Genomic DNA, 16,347 nt, shown 5'->3' on the forward strand with positions numbered 1-16,347 from the left:
TCATTGGGCAACCCGTACTCATCTGGGTGTCGGCCATCTACTCCTCCCAGATGCGATGCCGACGCTGAGCGCGGTGCACCTCCTCCCGCATCTCGCTCGAAATCGAGCCCGCTGCCACCTCCTCCCGGCAGCGGGCTTTTTTCATTCTCAAATGAAACTTGGCATATCCAAAGCCCTCACCCGGATTGCCGAAACCGAATTGCAGAGCAATTCGCTGCAATCCGACCTCTCGCCAAAGCGAAAGGAGATCATCAGCGCCGGCGCCAGCCTCTTCTCCCCTCGGGGAGGAGCTAGCCGCGAAGCGGCCGGATGAGGGGGCCTTGCAAACTCGGTGAGCTGGAATTCAGCGCGCCCTGAAAGAGCTGATCAGGCCTTCAGCCATGCGCACGAACTGCGTGCTGGGGCCCTGGCAGCCCATGGTCTGCACGCTGACGCGCGCCCCTTCGAACAGCAGCGACAGCGTATCGGCCAGAAGCTCGGCCTGACCGATGCCCGCATCCCGGCACAGCGCAACAAGGCGATCGCGCTGAGCGCTCTTGAGCTCCTTGATCACGCTCCTGGCCGGATGGTCCGGCTCGGTCAATTCGGCGGCGGCATTGGCCATGTCGCAGCCGCGACCGTCAGCCGCCAGGCAAGCAGCGGCCATGCGAATCCAGGCATGCAGCTGGGCGAGCTTGTCGCCGGGATGCTCAGCCTCGAATTGATCCCACATCGCGGCGCCTTTAGCCGCCGACGCGCGCAGGCATTGGACGATCAGTTCGTCCTTGGACTCAAAATGACGGTAGAGCGTCATCTTGTTGGTGCCGGCGGCTTCCGTGATGGCGTCGACACCGACGCCCTTGATGCCATGCTTGTGAAACATGTCCTGCGCCGTCTCCAGGATTCGATCCCGGGGGCGCACACGATCGGTAATGCCGTCTGCCATTGCAGTCTCCTTGTCTCCCTAAAAATTCGGTTCACCTCTTGACTAGGGTGTTACCGGTCTGTAACTATCCGAATGTTACTTACTGGTAACACCTATGTGGCCTTCAGTCAATAACAAGGCCGTGAACTGGTCCTGCCAGATCACAAAGGGTGAAAATTGCAGGTCATGCGGCTCCGGCCGGTGAAGAGATGAAAACCGGTTCGCGATCATCCGATGCGAATCGCTGGAATGGAGACGCTCCAATGTCGCAGCGCAAGGATTTGACCATCGATGAAGCCATCCGGGATCCGATGATCCGGCTGGTGATGAAAGCGGACCGCGTCAACCCGCGCGCCTTCGAAGCGATGCTGAGGACCGTGGCCGATGAGCAGGGCCTCAGCGGCGCGGCGCCGCCTTCGTATTTTTTGCAGGACCCGGGCTCAGTGCGCAGCAGGCGGCTGTCCCGGTCTGCCCATTCTTTTAAAGAGGCCGGTTCTTCTAAAGAGGTTTGCGTGTCGTGGTAAATTATTTCATCCATCGTCCGATCTTCGCCTCGGCCATCGCCATCATCATGGTGCTCGCCGGGACGATTTGTTATTTCCTTTTGCCGGTTTCGCAGTTTCCCGACATCACGCCGCCGCAGGTCGTGGTCAGCGCCCATTATCCGGGCGCCAGCGCGCAAGTGGTCGCCGATACGGTGACGACGCCGCTGGAGCAGCAGATCAACGGCGTCGAAGGCATGACCTACATGTCGTCGTCGAGCTCCAATGACGGCTCCTCGACCATCACCATCACCTTCGATGTCGGCTATTCCTTGAGCACCGCGGCCGTCGACGTCCAGAACCGCGTCTCGCAAGCGGCCTCGTCGCTGCCGGCGATCGTCAACCAGGGCGGCGTGACGATCAAGAAGCAGAACCCGAATTTCGTCCTCATCGTCAACCTGACCTCGCCCGACAGTTCGGTCGATCCGGTGGCGCTGAGCAACCTCGCCTATCTGCAGGTCGTCGATCCGCTGAAGCGGCTGCCTGGCGTCGGCGACGTCCAGATATTCGGCGAGCGCCGCTATTCGATGCGCGTCTGGCTCGACCCGGACAAGCTCGCCAATCTCGGCATCACCGCTGTCGACGTCCAGAACGCCATCTCGGAACAGAACGTCCAGGTGGCGGCCGGCAAGATCGGCCAGTCGCCGGCGCCCGCCGGCACCGCCTTCGAGATGCAGGTGAACGCCGTCGGCCGCCTGAGCGACCCCAAGGAGTTCGGCGACATCATCGTGCGCGCCAACACCGGCACCGGCTCGCTGGTGCGGCTCCGCGACGTCGCCCGCATCGAGCTCGGCGCGTTGCAATATTCGTCGTCGGCCTTCTTCGGCAAGGACCCCACGGTGGTGCTGGCCGTCTACCAGATGCCGGGTTCCAACGCCCTCGATCTGCAGCAGCACGTCAAGGACAAGATGCAGGAACTGTCGGCACGGTTCCCCAAGGGCGTCTCCTACGCCATGCACTACGACACGACGCGCTTCGTGTCGGCATCGATGCATGACGTGCTGATCACGCTTGGCGAAGCGCTGGTGCTGGTCGTGGCCGTGGTGTTCATCTTCCTGCAGAGTTGGCGCACGACGATCATCCCGACCATCGCCATTCCGGTGTCGCTGGTGGCGACGATGGTCGTCATGGAAATGATGGGCTTCTCGCTCAACATGCTCTCCCTGCTCGGCATGGTGCTGGCCATCGGCCTCGTCGTCGACGACGCCATCGTGGTGGTCGAAAATGTCGAGCGACAATTGGAGGCGGGCCTCAAACCGCTGGCGGCGACCAAGGCCGCGATGGCCGAGGTCACCGGACCGATCATCGCCACCACCGCAGTGCTGATGGCCGTCTTCGTGCCCGTCGCCTTCATTCCCGGCGTCTCCGGCAAGCTCTACAATCAGTTCGCGCTGACGGTGGCGATTTCGGTCGGCATATCCGCCTTCAACTCGCTGACGCTCAGCCCGGCGCTGAGTGCCGCCTTCCTGCGCCATCGCGGCGAGACGCAGTTCGCCCCGTTCCGCTGGTTCAACACGGGCTTCGACAGACTGTCGCATGCCTATGCGCACGGTGTGCGTATCCTCATCCGGCTGCGCTGGATCATGCTCGGTCTGTTCGCGGCCGGCCTGGTGGCCACCTACTTCGTCTGGCAGAAGCTGCCCTCGACCTTCCTTCCGGTCGAGGACCAGGGTTACTTCTTCGTCGTCATCCAGCTGCCTGACGGCGCCTCGCTGGAGCGCACCGACGCGGTGGCCCAGAAGGCGCGCGACATATTGCAGGCTACGCCCGGGGTCGAGATTGTCGGCTCGATCAGCGGCCTGAACTTCCTGACCAGTGCCGCGCAGTCGAACTCGGCTGTCGAGTTCGCCATCCTGAAGCCGTGGGAAGAGCGCGGCCCCGACCAGAGCGCGTCGAAGCTCGTCGCCGACGTGCGCGGCAAGCTGATGCAGATTCCGGAAGCCTTCGCGCTGTCCTTCGATCCGCCTTCGATCCCGGGTATCGGCACCACGGGCGGCTTCGAATTCGTCGTCGAGGATCTCACCGGGCGCGGCAGTTCAGCCCTCAACGACGCGACGCAAGCCGTGATCGCCGAGGCGCGCAAGCAGCCGGAAATCAACCCGCAGCAGCTGTTCTCGCCGTTCTCGACTTCGACGCCGCAGTTCAACTACGACCTCGACCGCAGCAAGGCCAAACTGCTCGGCCTCAACCTGCCCGACGTCTTCAACACGCTGCAGATCTATCTCGGCTCGCTCTACGTCAACGACTTCAACCTGTTCGGCCGCACCTTCCGGGTGACCATCCAGGCCGACAAGGATGCACGTGCCGACGCAGGCGACCTTTCGCGGCTCTATGTGCGCAACGCCTCCGGCGGCATGGTGCCGCTGAGCACACTGGGCAAACTGGTGCCGTTCGTCGGCCCGGAAACCGTGCCGCACTACAACAACAACGCCTCGGCCACGATCAATGGCGGCGCAGCCCCCGGCTTCTCGTCGGGCCAGGCGGTTGCCGCGATGGAACGGGCCGCCGCCACCGCTTTGCCCAGGGATTTCGGTTTCGAATGGACCGGCATCACCTTCCAGGAGCTCAAGGCAGGATCGATCGCGTCGGTCGTCTTCGGCCTCGCCATCGTCTTCGTCTTCCTGATCCTGGCGATGCAGTATGAGAGCTGGGCGATGCCGTTCATGGTGCTGCTGGCGGTGCCACTGGCCCTGTTCGGCGCCTTCGCAGCCCTGTTCCTGCGCGGCATGCAGATCGACGTCTACTCGCAGATCGGCTTCGTCATGCTGATCGGCCTCGCCGCCAAGAACGCGATCCTGATCGTCGAGTTTGCAAGGCGGCGGCGCGAGGAAGGCTTGAGCATTGTCGACGCGGCGATGGAAGCCGCGCGGCTGAGGCTGCGGCCGATCCTGATGACGGCCTTCGCCTTCATCCTCGGCGTGCTGCCGCTGATGTTTGCGACGGGTGCGGGTGCGGCAAGCCGGCAGTCGATCGGCACCACCGTGTTTGGCGGCATGGTGGCGGCGACCATCCTGTCGCTGGTGTTCGTGCCGGTCTTCTACGCGGTCATCGAGCAGCTGCGCGAAGGCCGCGTGCGCAGCGAACCGAACGCCGCTCATGACCAGGACAATAATGAACCGACTGCCGAACCAGCGCCGATGCGCCTGGCCGAAGCAGCCGAATAGAATTGGAGACCAAAATGCGTAAATGGAAAATAGCTTTGGGAACGGCCGTCGCCCTGGGAGCGATCTCGGTGGCAAGCGTCCACTTCCTCGACATGGGCAATCTCAGCCTCAATGCCGGCACGGCGGCAGCGACGGCAGCACCTGCGGCATTCGTCATGCCGGTGCCGGTGACGAGCGTGGTCAAGAAGACGATCCCGATCTACCTCGACTACGCCGCCCGCATCGAGGCGATCCGCAGCGTCACCTTGCAGGCCCGCGTGCCCGGCTATCTGCAGGAGCAGACGGCTAAGGACGGCGCGGATGTGCGCCAGGGTGATCTGCTCTACAAGATCTCGCCTGACGACTTCAAGGCGGCTCTCGACCAGGCCAAGGCCGAAGTGCAGCGCGACCAGGCGAGCCTCGACTATGCGCGCTCCAATCTCGGCCGCGGCTCCGAACTCGCCAAGAGCGGCTATCTGGCCAAGGATGGGTTCGACCAGCGTACGAGCACCTTGCGCCAGGCCGAAGCGTCGCTTGCCGTCAACCAGGCGGCGGTGCGCACGGCCGAGCTCAATTTGAGCTACGCCGAAATCCACGCTCCGTTTGCCGGCCGCGTCGGCCGCAACCAGGCTTCGGTCGGCACGCTGGTCAGCGTCGCCGGCACGGTGCTGAACACGCTGGTGCAGCTCGACCCGATCTACGTCACCTTCAATCCGAGCGAGACGGACCTGGCCGAAATCGAACGGGCCCGGGCCGCCGGCCCGATCGAGGTCGAGGTGCTACTGCCCGGCGAGACCGAAGCCAGCCAGAAGGGCGAACTCACCTTCATCGACAACACGGTCGACCACTCGACCGGCACGATTACGGCGCGCGCCACCATCGGCAATGCGAAGTTCTCGCTGCTGCCGGGCCAGTATGTCCGCGTGCGGCTGCACATCAAGCAGCTGCCCGACGCGCTGATGGTGCCGCAGGTGGCGCTGGGTTCGAGCCAGCTCGGCAAATATGTCTATGTCGTCGGCAAGGGCAACACGGTCGACCAGCGCATCGTCTCGCTTGGCGCGACCAGCGGCGACCTTGTGGCGGTCCTCAGCGGCGTTGCCGAAGGCGACCAGGTGATAACGGGCAATCTGCAGAAGATCGGACCAGGAATGCCGATCTCGCCGTTGCCCCAGGAGAAACCGGCCAGCTGATAACCCCCATCAGCCCCGGTCCTGCGGCGCCTTCGGCTTCCACGCCGAGGGCGCCGTTTTTTTATGGAGCGCCGCACGCCGTTTTTGGAGTAACCGCAAGGCACAAGAATCCGGAACAGACATATTGTAGGATTGTCGACAATCTGCTTGTCTGTTTCCGGCTCTCACTGGAGTGACGGAATGGCCAAGCTGGACTTCAATCCGATCGCGGATACGACACGCCGAGCCGAGATCGTTGCGCTGTTGCGGCGGGCGATCCTGACCGGCCAGCTGGAACCCGGCCAAAAGCTGAGCGAGCTGAGGATCGCTGAGCAGATGCGGGTCAGCCGCGCGCCTTTGCGCGAAGCTATGCGCGAGCTGGTGCAGGAAGGCATCCTGACCAGCATTCCCTATGCCGGCACCTTCGTCATCGATGTCACCGCCAAGGACATTGACGACGCCTACTCGCTGAACAAAGTGCTCGATGAATTCGCCATCGAGCGGACATGGAAGCTGCGCGACCAGCGCTTCTTCGATGAACTCGACCGCCGCCACGAAGCGGTGAAGCAGGCAACGCGCGCGCGCGACACCACCCGCCAGATCGAGACCGCACTGCAATTGCACGGGCTGATCTATGAATGGGCCGACAATTCGGTGCTGCTGGAAACCTGGCAGCGGCTGACCAGCCGGCTGCAGATGTACTTTGCCCTGCACCAGCAGGCCCGCAACGAGCCGGTGCCGGCCGAAGATCTCCACGAAACCTATGTGCGGCTCTTGAAGGGCGCCGACATGCGCGCTGCCCAGCGCCATGCGCGCGAGCATATCGACCTCGATTTCGAAGACCTGCTTGCCTATGCGCGTGGCCTCGATCAGCGGAACATCGAAGGACTGACCCTCCTCAACGCCTAGAGACAACGGACAGACAAGTGCAGATCAAAACCATCAAGGCCTATCGCGTCGTGCAGCCCTTCGTGGACGGGCCCTACCGCATGTCAAAGGGGCGGGTTGCAGACTGCTTCGATGCGGTGATCGTCGCCATCACCTCCGACAGCGGCGTGACCGGCTGGGGCGAGATGGCGCCGCTCGGCAATTTCTATTCGGCCGCCTTTCCGGCGGGAACGCGCGCGGGCGTGGTCGAGATCGCGCCGCACCTGATCGGCCAGGACCCGCGTGGCCTCGCCGGCATCGGCCGATTGATGGATACGGTGTTCAAGGGGCATCCCTACATCAAGTCGGCGCTCGACATGGCCTGCTGGGATCTGGCGGCCCGGGCCGCCGACGTGCCGCTGGTGACCATGCTTGGCGGCCGCGAGAGCGACATGGCGGAGACCTACCGCGTCGTCACCCACGGCACGCTCGACCAGATGGCGGCACTGGCCAAAAGGATCATCGCCCAGGGCTGCCGCCGGCTGCAGGTCAAGGTCGGCGGCAATGTGCATGAAGACATCGAGCGGGTGAGCGCAGTCGCTTCGGCCGTGCCGAAAGGCACGGTGATTTTCTGCGACGCCAATGCCGGCTGGACACCCTACCAGGCGCGGCAGTTCGCCGATGCAACGCGCGGCATCGACTACACGTTCGAGCAGCCCTGCACGACGATCGAGGAGAACATGTCGGTGCGCCGCATGCTCGACAAGCCGATGGTGCTGGACGAGAGCGTCATCTCGCTCGAGGCGATGCTGGAAATCCATCGCCTGGGCGCCGCCGACGGGCTGACGCTGAAGATCTCGCGGCTTGGCGGCGTAACCAGGACAAGGCAAATCCGCGACGTCGCCGTCGATCTCGGTTTCATGATCACCGTCGAGGATACGGGCGGCGCCGAGATCGACACGGCGGCGATGGCGCATCTGTCGCTGTCGACGCCGGAAGAACGCCGGCTGCACGCCATCGCCTTCCATGAGTGGGTGACGGTGCGCACGGCCTCCAACGCCCCACCGGTCACCGGCAGCCACATGGGCATTCCCGACGGGCCCGGCCTCGGCATCGATGTCGTGCCCGACCTGCTCGGCAAGCCTTACCTAGAGATCGGCTGAGATCAAGCGCAGCATGAAGCTGTCACCCCACGAATCCTCCGTGGGAGATTTGGTCCTGCAGCCATTCTCCGATTTGCGGGTTGAAATATTTTTCAAATGGAAATAGGAATGTTCAAAATGATCATTTGACGCTGCGGCGCGTCATGACTGGAGGAAGCGATATGGCCCATCCGCAATTTGCAGCGGAACTTCTGCAGCGCGCTGAAGCCCAAGGGCCCATCACCATCGGACTCGCCGGCGCCGGGCAGATGGGCACCGACATCGTCGTCCAGGTGGCGCTGATGCCGGGCATGCGGATCGGTGCCATTTCCGAGGTGCGGCCGCAAGCGGCGATCGATGCCGCACTGCTCGCCGGCCATGACCGCTCCGACATCGTCCAGGCTGCGAACGCCTCTGCCATCGACCGCGCCATCGAGGCCGGCAAGATCGCTGTCACCGAAGATCTGCATGCGCTGGCCGCGGCCGGCCGCATTGATGTCATCATCGACGCGACAGGCAATCCCAACATCGGCACGCTGTTTGCGCTCGAAGTGATGAAGAACGGCAAGCACATCGTTATGCTCAATGTCGAGGCGGACATTACGATCGGCCGCTTCCTCAAGGAGGAAGCGCGCAAGGCCGGCGTGGTCTACACCGGTGCGGCCGGCGACGAACCCGCCTGCACGCTGGAGATCATCGGCTTCGCCAAGAGCCTCGGCTTCAACATCATCGCCGCCGGCAAGGGCAAAAACAACCCGCTCAAGATCGACGCCATGCCCGCCGACTACGAGAAGGAAGCGGCCGAGCGCAACATGAATGCGCGCATGCTGGTCGAGTTCGTCGACGGTTCCAAGACGGCGATCGAGATGGTGGCTATCGCCAACGCCACCGGGCTGGTGCCCGACGTGCCGGGCATGCACGGCCCGACGGCCACGCTGGAGGAACTGGCCAGCGTGCTTTGCCCGCGCGAGGATGGCGGCGTGCTGCACCGCAAGGGCGTGGTCGACTATTCCATCGGCAAGGGCGTGGCGCCCGGCGTGTTCTGCATCATCGAAACGAGGCATCCGCGCGTGCTGGAGCGCATGGTCGACCTCAAGGTCGGCAAGGGCCCCTATTTCACGATCTACCGTCCCTATCACCTGACAAGCCTTGAAGTGCCACTGTCGGCGGCGCGCGCCGTGGTCTACAAACGCGCCGACATGGAGCCGCTCGACCACCCGGTGGCCGAAGCGGTGGCGGTGGCCAAGAGCGATCTCGGCGCGGGCCAATCGCTCGGCATGATCGGCGAGAACGACTATCGCGGCTTCGCCATGACCTGGGAGGACGCCCGCGCCAAGGGCGCGCTGCCGCTCGGGATTGCCGAACGCGCCAAGGTGGTCAAGCCGGTCAAGACCGGCGACTTCCTCACCTATGAAAATTGTGTACCCGACGATTCGATGGTGATAACGCAGATCCGCCGCCGTCTCGACCAGTCGGACGGACAGTTTGTGACCAACGCCGCCTGAACCTTCGGGATCTCCCTGTGATGGACGATGTCGTTATCGGGATCGATGCCTCGACGACGGCGGTGAAGGCAATCGCCTTCACCCGCGACGGCGCGGAGCTGTTCCAGGCGCGCGAGGCCTATCCGCTGGCCAATCCGAAGCCCGGCCATTTCGAGCAGGATGCCGAACATTGGTGGGCAGCCCTCATCAGTGCGCTGAAGCAGGTCGCCGACAAGGTCGGCGCCGCGCGCGTGGCGGCAATTGCCATAGCCCATCAGCGCGAGACCTTCACCCTGATCGATCAGGCCGGCACGCCGCTCATCCCGGCGATCCTGTGGCTTGACGAGCGCGCCCGGCCTCAAGTCGCCAAGCTGTCGGCCGAGCTTGGCCGCGAGACGATCCGCGACTGGAGCGGCAAGCCGCCGGATCCGACGCCGGCGCTCTATGCCATCGCCTGGCTGGCGGAACACCAGCCGCAGGTGCTGGCCAACGCCGCCGCCCTGGTCGATGTTCATGGCTTCTTCGTTCACCGGCTGACCGCACGGCTGGTAACCAGCACGGCAAGTGCCGACCCGCTCGGCTTGCTCGATGTCGCGACAGGCGAATGGCACGCTGAGCTTGTGGCGGCTGCAGGGCTGCAGCCACGGCAGTTGCCGGCGCTGATCGGCCCAGGCGAAATCTGCGGCGGCCTTGCCGAAAGCATTGCCCAGCTGACTGGCCTCAAAGCGGGCACGCCAATTGTCGCCGGCGCCGGCGATGGCCAGGCCATGGGTCTCGGCATGGGCGTCTATGGTGCCGGCAAGAGCTATCTCTCGCTCGGCTCCGGTGTCGTCTGCGGCTGCTATTCCGGCACAGTCACCACATCGGACGCGTTTCGCACGCTGGTCTCGCCCACCGGTTCGGGCTTCATGCTGGAAACCGTGCTGCGCTCGGGCATGCAACTGGTCGACTGGATCGTGCGCACCACCGGCGCGTCTTCCGCGGCAGAACTGGAGAAGGGTGCGGTCGATGTTGCGGCCGGCGGCGACGGTCTTTTGGTCATGCCCTATTGGGCCGGCGTCATGAGCCCCTATTGGGATGGCGCGGCGCGCGGCGCCGTTGTTGGCCTGTCGCTCGACCATGAGCCCAGGCATCTCTTCCGCGCCACGCTGGAAGGCATCGCTTTGGAGCAGGCCATCGCCAGCGAGGCGATGGAGGCCGAAAGCGGCGGCAAGCCGGGAGAGATGATTGCCGCCGGCGGCGGCACCAATTCGGCGCTGCTGATGAAGATCATGGCCAGCGTGCTGGAGCGGCCGCTGTTCGTGTCGCCGGTCAACGAGGCGGCGGCCCTTGGCGCGGCCATGCTGGCGGCTTCGGCGATCGGCTGGTTCGCCTCGGCGGAAGACGCCGCCAAGGCAATGGCGGCGGCGCCGGCCAGGCGTGTCGATCCGGATATGACGCTGGTGCCGGCTTACCGGGCGCGCAAGGCGATCTACCGCGACCTCTATCACGCGACACGCGACATCCACGCGCGGCTCGGTGCGATCTGAGTTCAAGCGCAGCTTGCCTGCGTGAGGCTCCCATGCCCAACCTGCCCAGCTTGCCGATTTTGCGTCCTGCCCGGCCAATGCTAGACTCATCGGGCTCATGAAAGCAGTATTTCACCTTGCCGCCCTGCCCTGGATTGTCGCGCTTGCGGCAGCTCCAATGACGGCGCGTGCGCAGGACGAGCCGCCCTTCGAAGTCACGCTCGACATGGACAATGACGGCAGGATGGATCGGGCCGCGATCGCAGCGGATTCCGACACCGGGCTGGCGGATCTCTCGATCTATCTGGCTGCCGGCGAAGGAAAGCTCGATCCTTCGCGCAAGCCTGACTTTGTCAAAAAGGCGCTGACACAGGACCGTGTTCTCGGGCTCGAAAGCAAGGGCAAGGGATCGCTTGTCGTCACCTCGTGCTTCGGCTGCGGCGCCAACAAATCATGGGATGCGACGCTGACCATCGTCTGGCGCGGCGGTAAACTCCTTGTCGCCGGCTACAGTCGCGACTGGGACTGGAATGTGCAGAAAGCCGACGGCTCGGTCGAGACGACGCTGGGCGGCTGCGACATCAATTTTCTCACCGGCAAAGGCACCGCTTCAAAGGACCTGGACGACGGCAAACCGGTCGCGGGAAAATTCGTGCCGATCGCACTGGCCGACTGGTCGGACGACAATCGTCCGGAGCCCTGCGAATTCTGACCGACGCCGGACAGCGCTCAACGGTTGAGCAGGCCTTTGGCCGCATCTTCATCGGTAATGAGCACCGAAATCCTGGTGTTGGCGAGCGCCGCGCGCATGACGGCGACCTTCTCCTGACCGCCTGACACCAGGATGATGCTCGGAATATCGGACAGATCCTGCAGCGGATAGGCGCAGACGCGGCGGTTGACCTCATGGTCGACAGGGTGGCCCTCGGCGTCGATGAAATGGCACAAGAGGTCGCCGACCGCGCCGGCCGCCTGCAATTCCTCTAGTTCGCTCGGTTTGATGAAGCCGTAATTGGCGATCGGGCTGTCCTTGGAAAACGAGCCGACGCTGAGCACGGCGATGTTGGCGCGGCGCGCGCGGAAGACGACATCCTGAACGCTGCGCTGGCTCATGAAGGCATCGCGCTGTTCCGGCTTGTCGGCATAGACCGGCACCGGCAGCAGGAAACATTCAGCGCCGATCTTTTCGGCGAACTCCCAGGCGCTTTCGGTCGGGTTGAGCGGCTGCGCGTGGGTGAGGCCGCCGAGCATCGAGACGACCGTCGTCCTGGCGATCGGCCGCCTCGGCAATTCGTTGATGGCGAATTTCAGCGTCCGGCCCCAGCCCAGCGCAATGACGTCGCCGGCATTGACGTTGTCGGCGAGATAGGCAGCGGCCGCGTGGCCGATCATCAGCGGCGCGTTGCTGCGGTCGGCGGCCGACGGCACCACGACCGCCTGGCTTAGCCCAAAGCGCTGCTTCAGGCTCTCCTCGAGCTGCACGCATTCGACGACACTGTCGCGAATGCGGAACTGCACGATGCCCTCCTCGCGGGCAGCGGAGAGAATGCGGTGCACCTTGATGCGGCCGACGCCGAGGATCTCGGAGATGCGCTCCTGCGTCAGACCCTCGACATAGTAGTGCCAGGCGGCGCGGGCCTTGAGCTCGGCATCGGGGAAGCGCGAAGCCTTCTCATTTTCGACGGTCGCCATCTTTTGCCCTCCCGCGGCAGATTTCGGAAATCTTTTCCGCAAGCGCCGCCGCCTGGCCTTCCCTAGGACAAACCGCCCTGTGGCGCAAACCGTCGCCGAATGGCGCAACGGCTCTTGACAATTTTCTAATGAACAGTTTAGCTGAACAAAATTGTATATCAAAGATAAATTGTTCACAGGGAGGTGCCTGGTGAACAAGAGCGGACGGCAGGCCATCGCCGTTTCGCTGACGGAGGAGACGAAGTGGCCGTGAGTAATGATGCAAGCGAGTCGAAGGCTGGCGAGTTGAAAGCCGCGCCCGGCACTCAAGGTGCGACGGCCGCGAAGCTTTCGGCACTGTTTGCCGGAACCATGGGGCCGCTGATCGGGCTGCTGCTGCTTTGCCTGGCGCTGACGTTGACCACCGACACGTTCCTCACCGTGCGCAACATCCTCAACGTGCTCGACCAGATCACGGTGCTCGGCATCATGGCAATCGGCATGACGCTGGTGATCCTGATCGGCGGCATCGATCTCTCGGTCGGCTCGGTGCTGGCGCTGGCCGCCATGGTGATGGGCTTTGTCTCCCATCCCGACTATCTCAATCTCGGCCTTGCGGCCGGCGTCGTTGCAGCACTGGTCGTCGCCGGCCTTTGCGGACTGGTGTCCGGCCTGCTGGTGACCGTCACCCGGCTGCCGCCGTTCATCGCGACGCTGGCGATGATGTCGGTGGCGCGCGGCCTTGCCAACATGATCACCGACGGCTCGCAGATCGTCGGCTTTCCCGACTGGTTCACCAGCCTGTCGATCATCCGCCATTTCGGCTTCCTGTCGGTCACAGTCGGGGTGATGATGGTGCTGGCGATCGTCTTCGCCATCTTCCTCAACTACCGCGCCACCGGCCGCAGCCTTTACGCCATCGGCGGCAGCGCCGAGGTGGCGCGGCTCTCCGGCATTCCGGTGAAGTCGCTGACCAACTGGGTCTATGCCATCTGCGGCGTGCTTGCGGGTCTTGCAGGCATTGTGCTTGCCGCGCGGCTGGATTCGGTGCAGCCGAGTTCCGGCCTCGGCTATGAGCTCGACACCATCGCGGCGGTGGTGATCGGCGGCGCCAGCCTCTCGGGCGGCGTCGGCTCGATCGGCGGCACAGCGGTCGGCGTGCTCATCATCGGCGTGCTGCGCAACGGCCTCAATCTGCTCGGCGTCTCGCCCTTCATCCAGCAGGTGGTGATCGGCGTGGTGATCGCGCTGGCCGTCGCCAGCGACACCTGGCGGCGCAGGGCGCGATAGAGAGCGGGGCACAATTGAGAATTCGCCCGGAACGTCCGGGCGATAGACGGATCGGTCGATCCGAAACTGGGATGTTCCAAGGGGCGCGATGCGCTGGCGGGACAGTTTGACTATCAACGGAGGAAACATATGCTCACCAAACGTTCACTGCTGCTCGCCGCTGCCGCAATCATTCCCCTGCTCGGCCTGACCGACATGGCCTCGGCCAAGGAGGCCAAGAAACTCGGCCTCGCGGTGGCCAATTTGCAGGCCGACTTCTTCAACCAGATCAAGCAGTCGGTCGAAGCCTACGGCAAGGAGAAGGGCATCGAGATCGTCACCGTCGACGCCAAGGGCGATTCGGCAACGCAGGTCAGCCAGGTACAGGATTTGATCACGCAGAACATCGACGCGCTGATCTACATTCCGGCCGGCGCCACAGCCGCCACCGTGCCGACCAAGACCGCCAAGGCCGCCGGCATTCCGGTGGTCAATGTCGACCGCAACGCAGACGGCGCGCCCGGCGACACCTTCATCGCCACCAACAGCGTCGCCTCGGCGCAGGCGGTGTGCGACTACATCGCCAAGCAGGCCGGCGGCAAAGGCGAACTGATCATCATCCACGGCCAGAAGGGCACCACGCCGGAAGTGGATCGCTCGAAGGGCTGCGGCGAAGCGCTCAAGGCCTATCCCGATATCAAGGTGGTCGGCGAATTGTGGAGCGAAGGCTGGCACCAGGACGAAGGCTTCAAGCTGACGCAGGACCTGCTGCAGTCGCATCCCGATGTCTCCATCGTCATCGGCCAGGCCGATGCGCTGGCGCTGGGTGCGGCACAGGCGGTCAAGGTCGCCAATCCCGGCCACAAGGTCTGGGTTGCCGGCTTCGATGGCGACGTGGCCGCACTCAAGGCGCTGAAGGACGGCGTGTTCGACGTCACCGCGACGCAGCAGACGCAAGGCATGGGCCGTCTCGCCGTCGATGCGGCGATCAAGCTGGTGGCCGGCGAAAGCGTTCCGGCCGAGCAGCTGCAGGATGCGACGCTGACCACCAAGGACAATGTCGAGCAGTTCATCGCCAAGCATCCGTAACGAACGGCACCGCTTAAGAGAGCACCACGATGTCTCCTGATCCTCGCCACAGCGAAAGCCCGCACAACGGGCTCTTCGTCAACGGCCTTTGCAAGAGCTACGGACCGGTCCAGGTCCTGGCCGATGCAAGCTTTGAGGTGCGGCCGGGCGAGGTCGTGGCGCTGCTCGGCGAAAACGGCGCCGGCAAGTCGACGGTGTCCAACATCATCGCCGGCTCGACCCGGCCCGACGCGGGCACCATCATCTGGCGGGGGAAGCCCTATTCCCCCGCCTCGCCTGCCGCGGCAATCGATGCCGGCGTCGGCATGATCCACCAGGAACTGAAGCTGCTGCCGGATCTGTCGGTGGCGGAGAACGTCTATGTCGGGCGCCTGCCGATGCGCGGCGGCCGCATCGACCGCGCCGAGATGAACGCCAGGGCCTCGGCGCAGTTGAAGCGGCTTGGCCTCGACGTCTCGCCCGAGCGCAATGTGGGCACGCTGCGCATCGCCGCCCAGCAGCAGGTCGAGATCGCCAAGGCCCTGACGCTGAATGCCGAATTGCTGATCTTCGACGAACCGACCGCAGCGCTCGGCGGCGAGGAAACGGAGCTTTTGTTCCAGCAGATCCGCAAGCTCAAGGCGGAAGGCATGTCCTTCATCTATATCAGCCATCGTCTCGACGAGATCGCGCAGATTGCCGACCGCGTGGTGGTGATGCGCGACGGACGCATCGTCGCCCGCCACGAGCGCGCCGATATTCCCGTGCGCACCGTGGTGGAGCAGATGGTCGGCCGCTCGGTCGAGCGGATGTTCCCGCACTTGACGCCGCCGCGCGAGGAAACACTGCTCGAGGTCGACAACCTGTCTTCGCCGGAGAAGAGTTTCAACAACGTCTCCTTCTCGGTCAAAGCAGGCGAGATCCTCGGCATTGCCGGGCTGATCGGCGCCGGCCGCACCGAACTGGTGCGGGCGATCGCCGGCGCCGATCCGATCTCGTCGGGCTCGGTGCGCGTTGCCGGCAAACCGGTGCATCTCAGCGGGCCGGCGGCAGCCATCAAGGCCGGCGTCGTGCTGGTGCCGGAAGACCGCAAGGCGCAAGGCGTCGTGCTCGACCAGACCATCGGCGAGAATTTGGCGTTCGGCAATTTCGACCATGTCGCGCCGAAAGGCTGGGTGTTTCCGAAAGCGGTGCAGAAATTCGCCGAAGCCGGCATCGCAAGGCTCGGGGTCAAGGGCAAACCTGGCCAGGCGGTCAGCAAGCTTTCCGGCGGCAACCAGCAGAAGGTGATCATCGCCAAATGGGTGTCGCGACCGCCGAAGGTGTTCATCCTCGATGAGCCGACGCGCGGCATCGATGTCGGTGCGCGCGCAGCGATCTACGACGTCATCGCCGACCTCGCCCGCTCCGGTATGGCGGTGGTGGTGGTCAGCTCCGACCTCGAGGAGGTGCTGGGGCTGTCGCACCGGGTGCTGGTGCTGAGCCGCGGCCGCCAGCGCGGCATTCTCGACCGCAGCGAGGCGAGCAATGTCGCGGTGATGGAACTCGCCACGAGCTGAGGACAGGAGTCGGAACAAAGC

13 protein-coding genes are annotated in these 16,347 nt (G+C 64.2%); 11 read left to right on the forward strand and 2 right to left on the reverse strand.

Going from position 1 to position 16,347, the window contains the following annotated elements:
- Positions 1-343 precede the first annotated feature (343 nt).
- On the reverse strand, positions 344-925 hold the full coding sequence (locus NKH38_RS04835; protein ID WP_023668517.1) for a TetR/AcrR family transcriptional regulator: 582 nt from the start codon (positions 923-925) through the stop codon (positions 344-346).
- Positions 926-1,167: 242 nt separating this feature from the next.
- Between NKH38_RS04835 and NKH38_RS04840 the strand changes: the two genes are divergently transcribed.
- The 8 genes from NKH38_RS04840 (at position 1,168) to NKH38_RS04875 (ending at position 11,471) form a co-directional block, all read left to right on the forward strand.
- Positions 1,168-1,428: a hypothetical protein gene (locus NKH38_RS04840; RefSeq protein WP_352760860.1), complete on the forward strand. Its 261-nt coding sequence runs from the start codon at positions 1,168-1,170 to the stop codon at positions 1,426-1,428.
- Positions 1,422-4,610, forward strand: a complete 3,189-nt coding sequence (locus NKH38_RS04845) for an efflux RND transporter permease subunit (protein ID WP_352760863.1) — start codon at positions 1,422-1,424, stop codon at positions 4,608-4,610. The genes NKH38_RS04840 and NKH38_RS04845 overlap by 7 nt, the downstream gene beginning before the upstream one ends.
- 14 nt (positions 4,611-4,624) lie before the next feature.
- Complete coding sequence (locus tag NKH38_RS04850; RefSeq protein ID WP_023692135.1) at positions 4,625-5,779, forward strand: efflux RND transporter periplasmic adaptor subunit; 1,155 nt, start codon at positions 4,625-4,627, stop codon at positions 5,777-5,779.
- 180 nt (positions 5,780-5,959) lie between these two features.
- Complete coding sequence (locus NKH38_RS04855; RefSeq protein WP_352760867.1) at positions 5,960-6,667, forward strand: GntR family transcriptional regulator; 708 nt, start codon at positions 5,960-5,962, stop codon at positions 6,665-6,667.
- 17 nt (positions 6,668-6,684) lie between these two features.
- Positions 6,685-7,788: a mandelate racemase/muconate lactonizing enzyme family protein gene (locus tag NKH38_RS04860; RefSeq protein ID WP_352760870.1), complete on the forward strand. Its 1,104-nt coding sequence runs from the start codon at positions 6,685-6,687 to the stop codon at positions 7,786-7,788.
- A gap of 161 nt (positions 7,789-7,949) precedes the next feature.
- Positions 7,950-9,272: an NAD(P)H-dependent oxidoreductase gene (locus NKH38_RS04865; RefSeq protein WP_023668524.1), complete on the forward strand. Its 1,323-nt coding sequence runs from the start codon at positions 7,950-7,952 to the stop codon at positions 9,270-9,272.
- Between the two features lie 20 nt (positions 9,273-9,292).
- On the forward strand, positions 9,293-10,780 hold the full coding sequence (locus NKH38_RS04870) for a xylulokinase (RefSeq protein WP_352760874.1): 1,488 nt from the start codon (positions 9,293-9,295) through the stop codon (positions 10,778-10,780).
- Between the two features lie 97 nt (positions 10,781-10,877).
- A complete protein-coding gene (locus tag NKH38_RS04875) occupies positions 10,878-11,471 on the forward strand; it encodes a hypothetical protein (protein ID WP_031204575.1) in 594 nt (197 codons plus the stop codon).
- A 17-nt stretch (positions 11,472-11,488) separates the two neighbouring features.
- On the opposite strand, the gene NKH38_RS04880 is transcribed toward NKH38_RS04875, so the two are convergent.
- Positions 11,489-12,451 (reverse strand): sugar-binding transcriptional regulator, encoded by a 963-nt coding sequence (locus NKH38_RS04880; RefSeq protein ID WP_023668527.1) that lies wholly within the window; start codon positions 12,449-12,451, stop codon positions 11,489-11,491.
- A gap of 285 nt (positions 12,452-12,736) precedes the next feature.
- Here NKH38_RS04880 and NKH38_RS04885 point away from each other — a divergent pair, with 285 nt between their 5' ends.
- The 3 genes from NKH38_RS04885 (at position 12,737) to NKH38_RS04895 (ending at position 16,326) form a co-directional block, all read left to right on the forward strand.
- Positions 12,737-13,720, forward strand: a complete 984-nt coding sequence (locus NKH38_RS04885) for an ABC transporter permease (RefSeq protein WP_050588086.1) — start codon at positions 12,737-12,739, stop codon at positions 13,718-13,720.
- Between the two features lie 129 nt (positions 13,721-13,849).
- The gene (locus tag NKH38_RS04890; RefSeq protein ID WP_023684414.1) at positions 13,850-14,788 is read left to right on the forward strand and encodes a sugar ABC transporter substrate-binding protein; all 939 of its coding nucleotides are present in this window, start codon (positions 13,850-13,852) and stop codon (positions 14,786-14,788) included.
- 29 nt (positions 14,789-14,817) lie between these two features.
- The gene (locus tag NKH38_RS04895; protein ID WP_023752582.1) at positions 14,818-16,326 is read left to right on the forward strand and encodes a sugar ABC transporter ATP-binding protein; all 1,509 of its coding nucleotides are present in this window, start codon (positions 14,818-14,820) and stop codon (positions 16,324-16,326) included.
- The last annotated feature ends 21 nt before the right edge of the window (positions 16,327-16,347 follow it).

The organism is Mesorhizobium sp. M1078, from assembly GCF_040318615.1.
GTDB lineage: Bacteria > Pseudomonadota > Alphaproteobacteria > Rhizobiales > Rhizobiaceae > Mesorhizobium.

Bases quoted from the DNA above. Each gene is read 5' to 3' on its own strand.
- NKH38_RS04890 (WP_023684414.1), top strand. From the start codon at position 13,850: ATGCTCACCAAACGTTCACTGCTGCTCGCCGCTGCCGCAATCATTCCC.
- NKH38_RS04840 (WP_352760860.1), top strand. From the start codon at position 1,168: ATGTCGCAGCGCAAGGATTTGACCATCGATGAAGCCATCCGGGATCCG.
- NKH38_RS04850 (WP_023692135.1), top strand. From the start codon at position 4,625: ATGCGTAAATGGAAAATAGCTTTGGGAACGGCCGTCGCCCTGGGAGCG.
- NKH38_RS04870 (WP_352760874.1), top strand. From the start codon at position 9,293: ATGGACGATGTCGTTATCGGGATCGATGCCTCGACGACGGCGGTGAAG.
- NKH38_RS04875 (WP_031204575.1), top strand. From the start codon at position 10,878: ATGAAAGCAGTATTTCACCTTGCCGCCCTGCCCTGGATTGTCGCGCTT.
- NKH38_RS04835 (WP_023668517.1), bottom strand. From the start codon at position 925: ATGGCAGACGGCATTACCGATCGTGTGCGCCCCCGGGATCGAATCCTG.
- NKH38_RS04855 (WP_352760867.1), top strand. From the start codon at position 5,960: ATGGCCAAGCTGGACTTCAATCCGATCGCGGATACGACACGCCGAGCC.
- NKH38_RS04880 (WP_023668527.1), bottom strand. From the start codon at position 12,451: ATGGCGACCGTCGAAAATGAGAAGGCTTCGCGCTTCCCCGATGCCGAG.
- NKH38_RS04865 (WP_023668524.1), top strand. From the start codon at position 7,950: ATGGCCCATCCGCAATTTGCAGCGGAACTTCTGCAGCGCGCTGAAGCC.
- NKH38_RS04895 (WP_023752582.1), top strand. From the start codon at position 14,818: ATGTCTCCTGATCCTCGCCACAGCGAAAGCCCGCACAACGGGCTCTTC.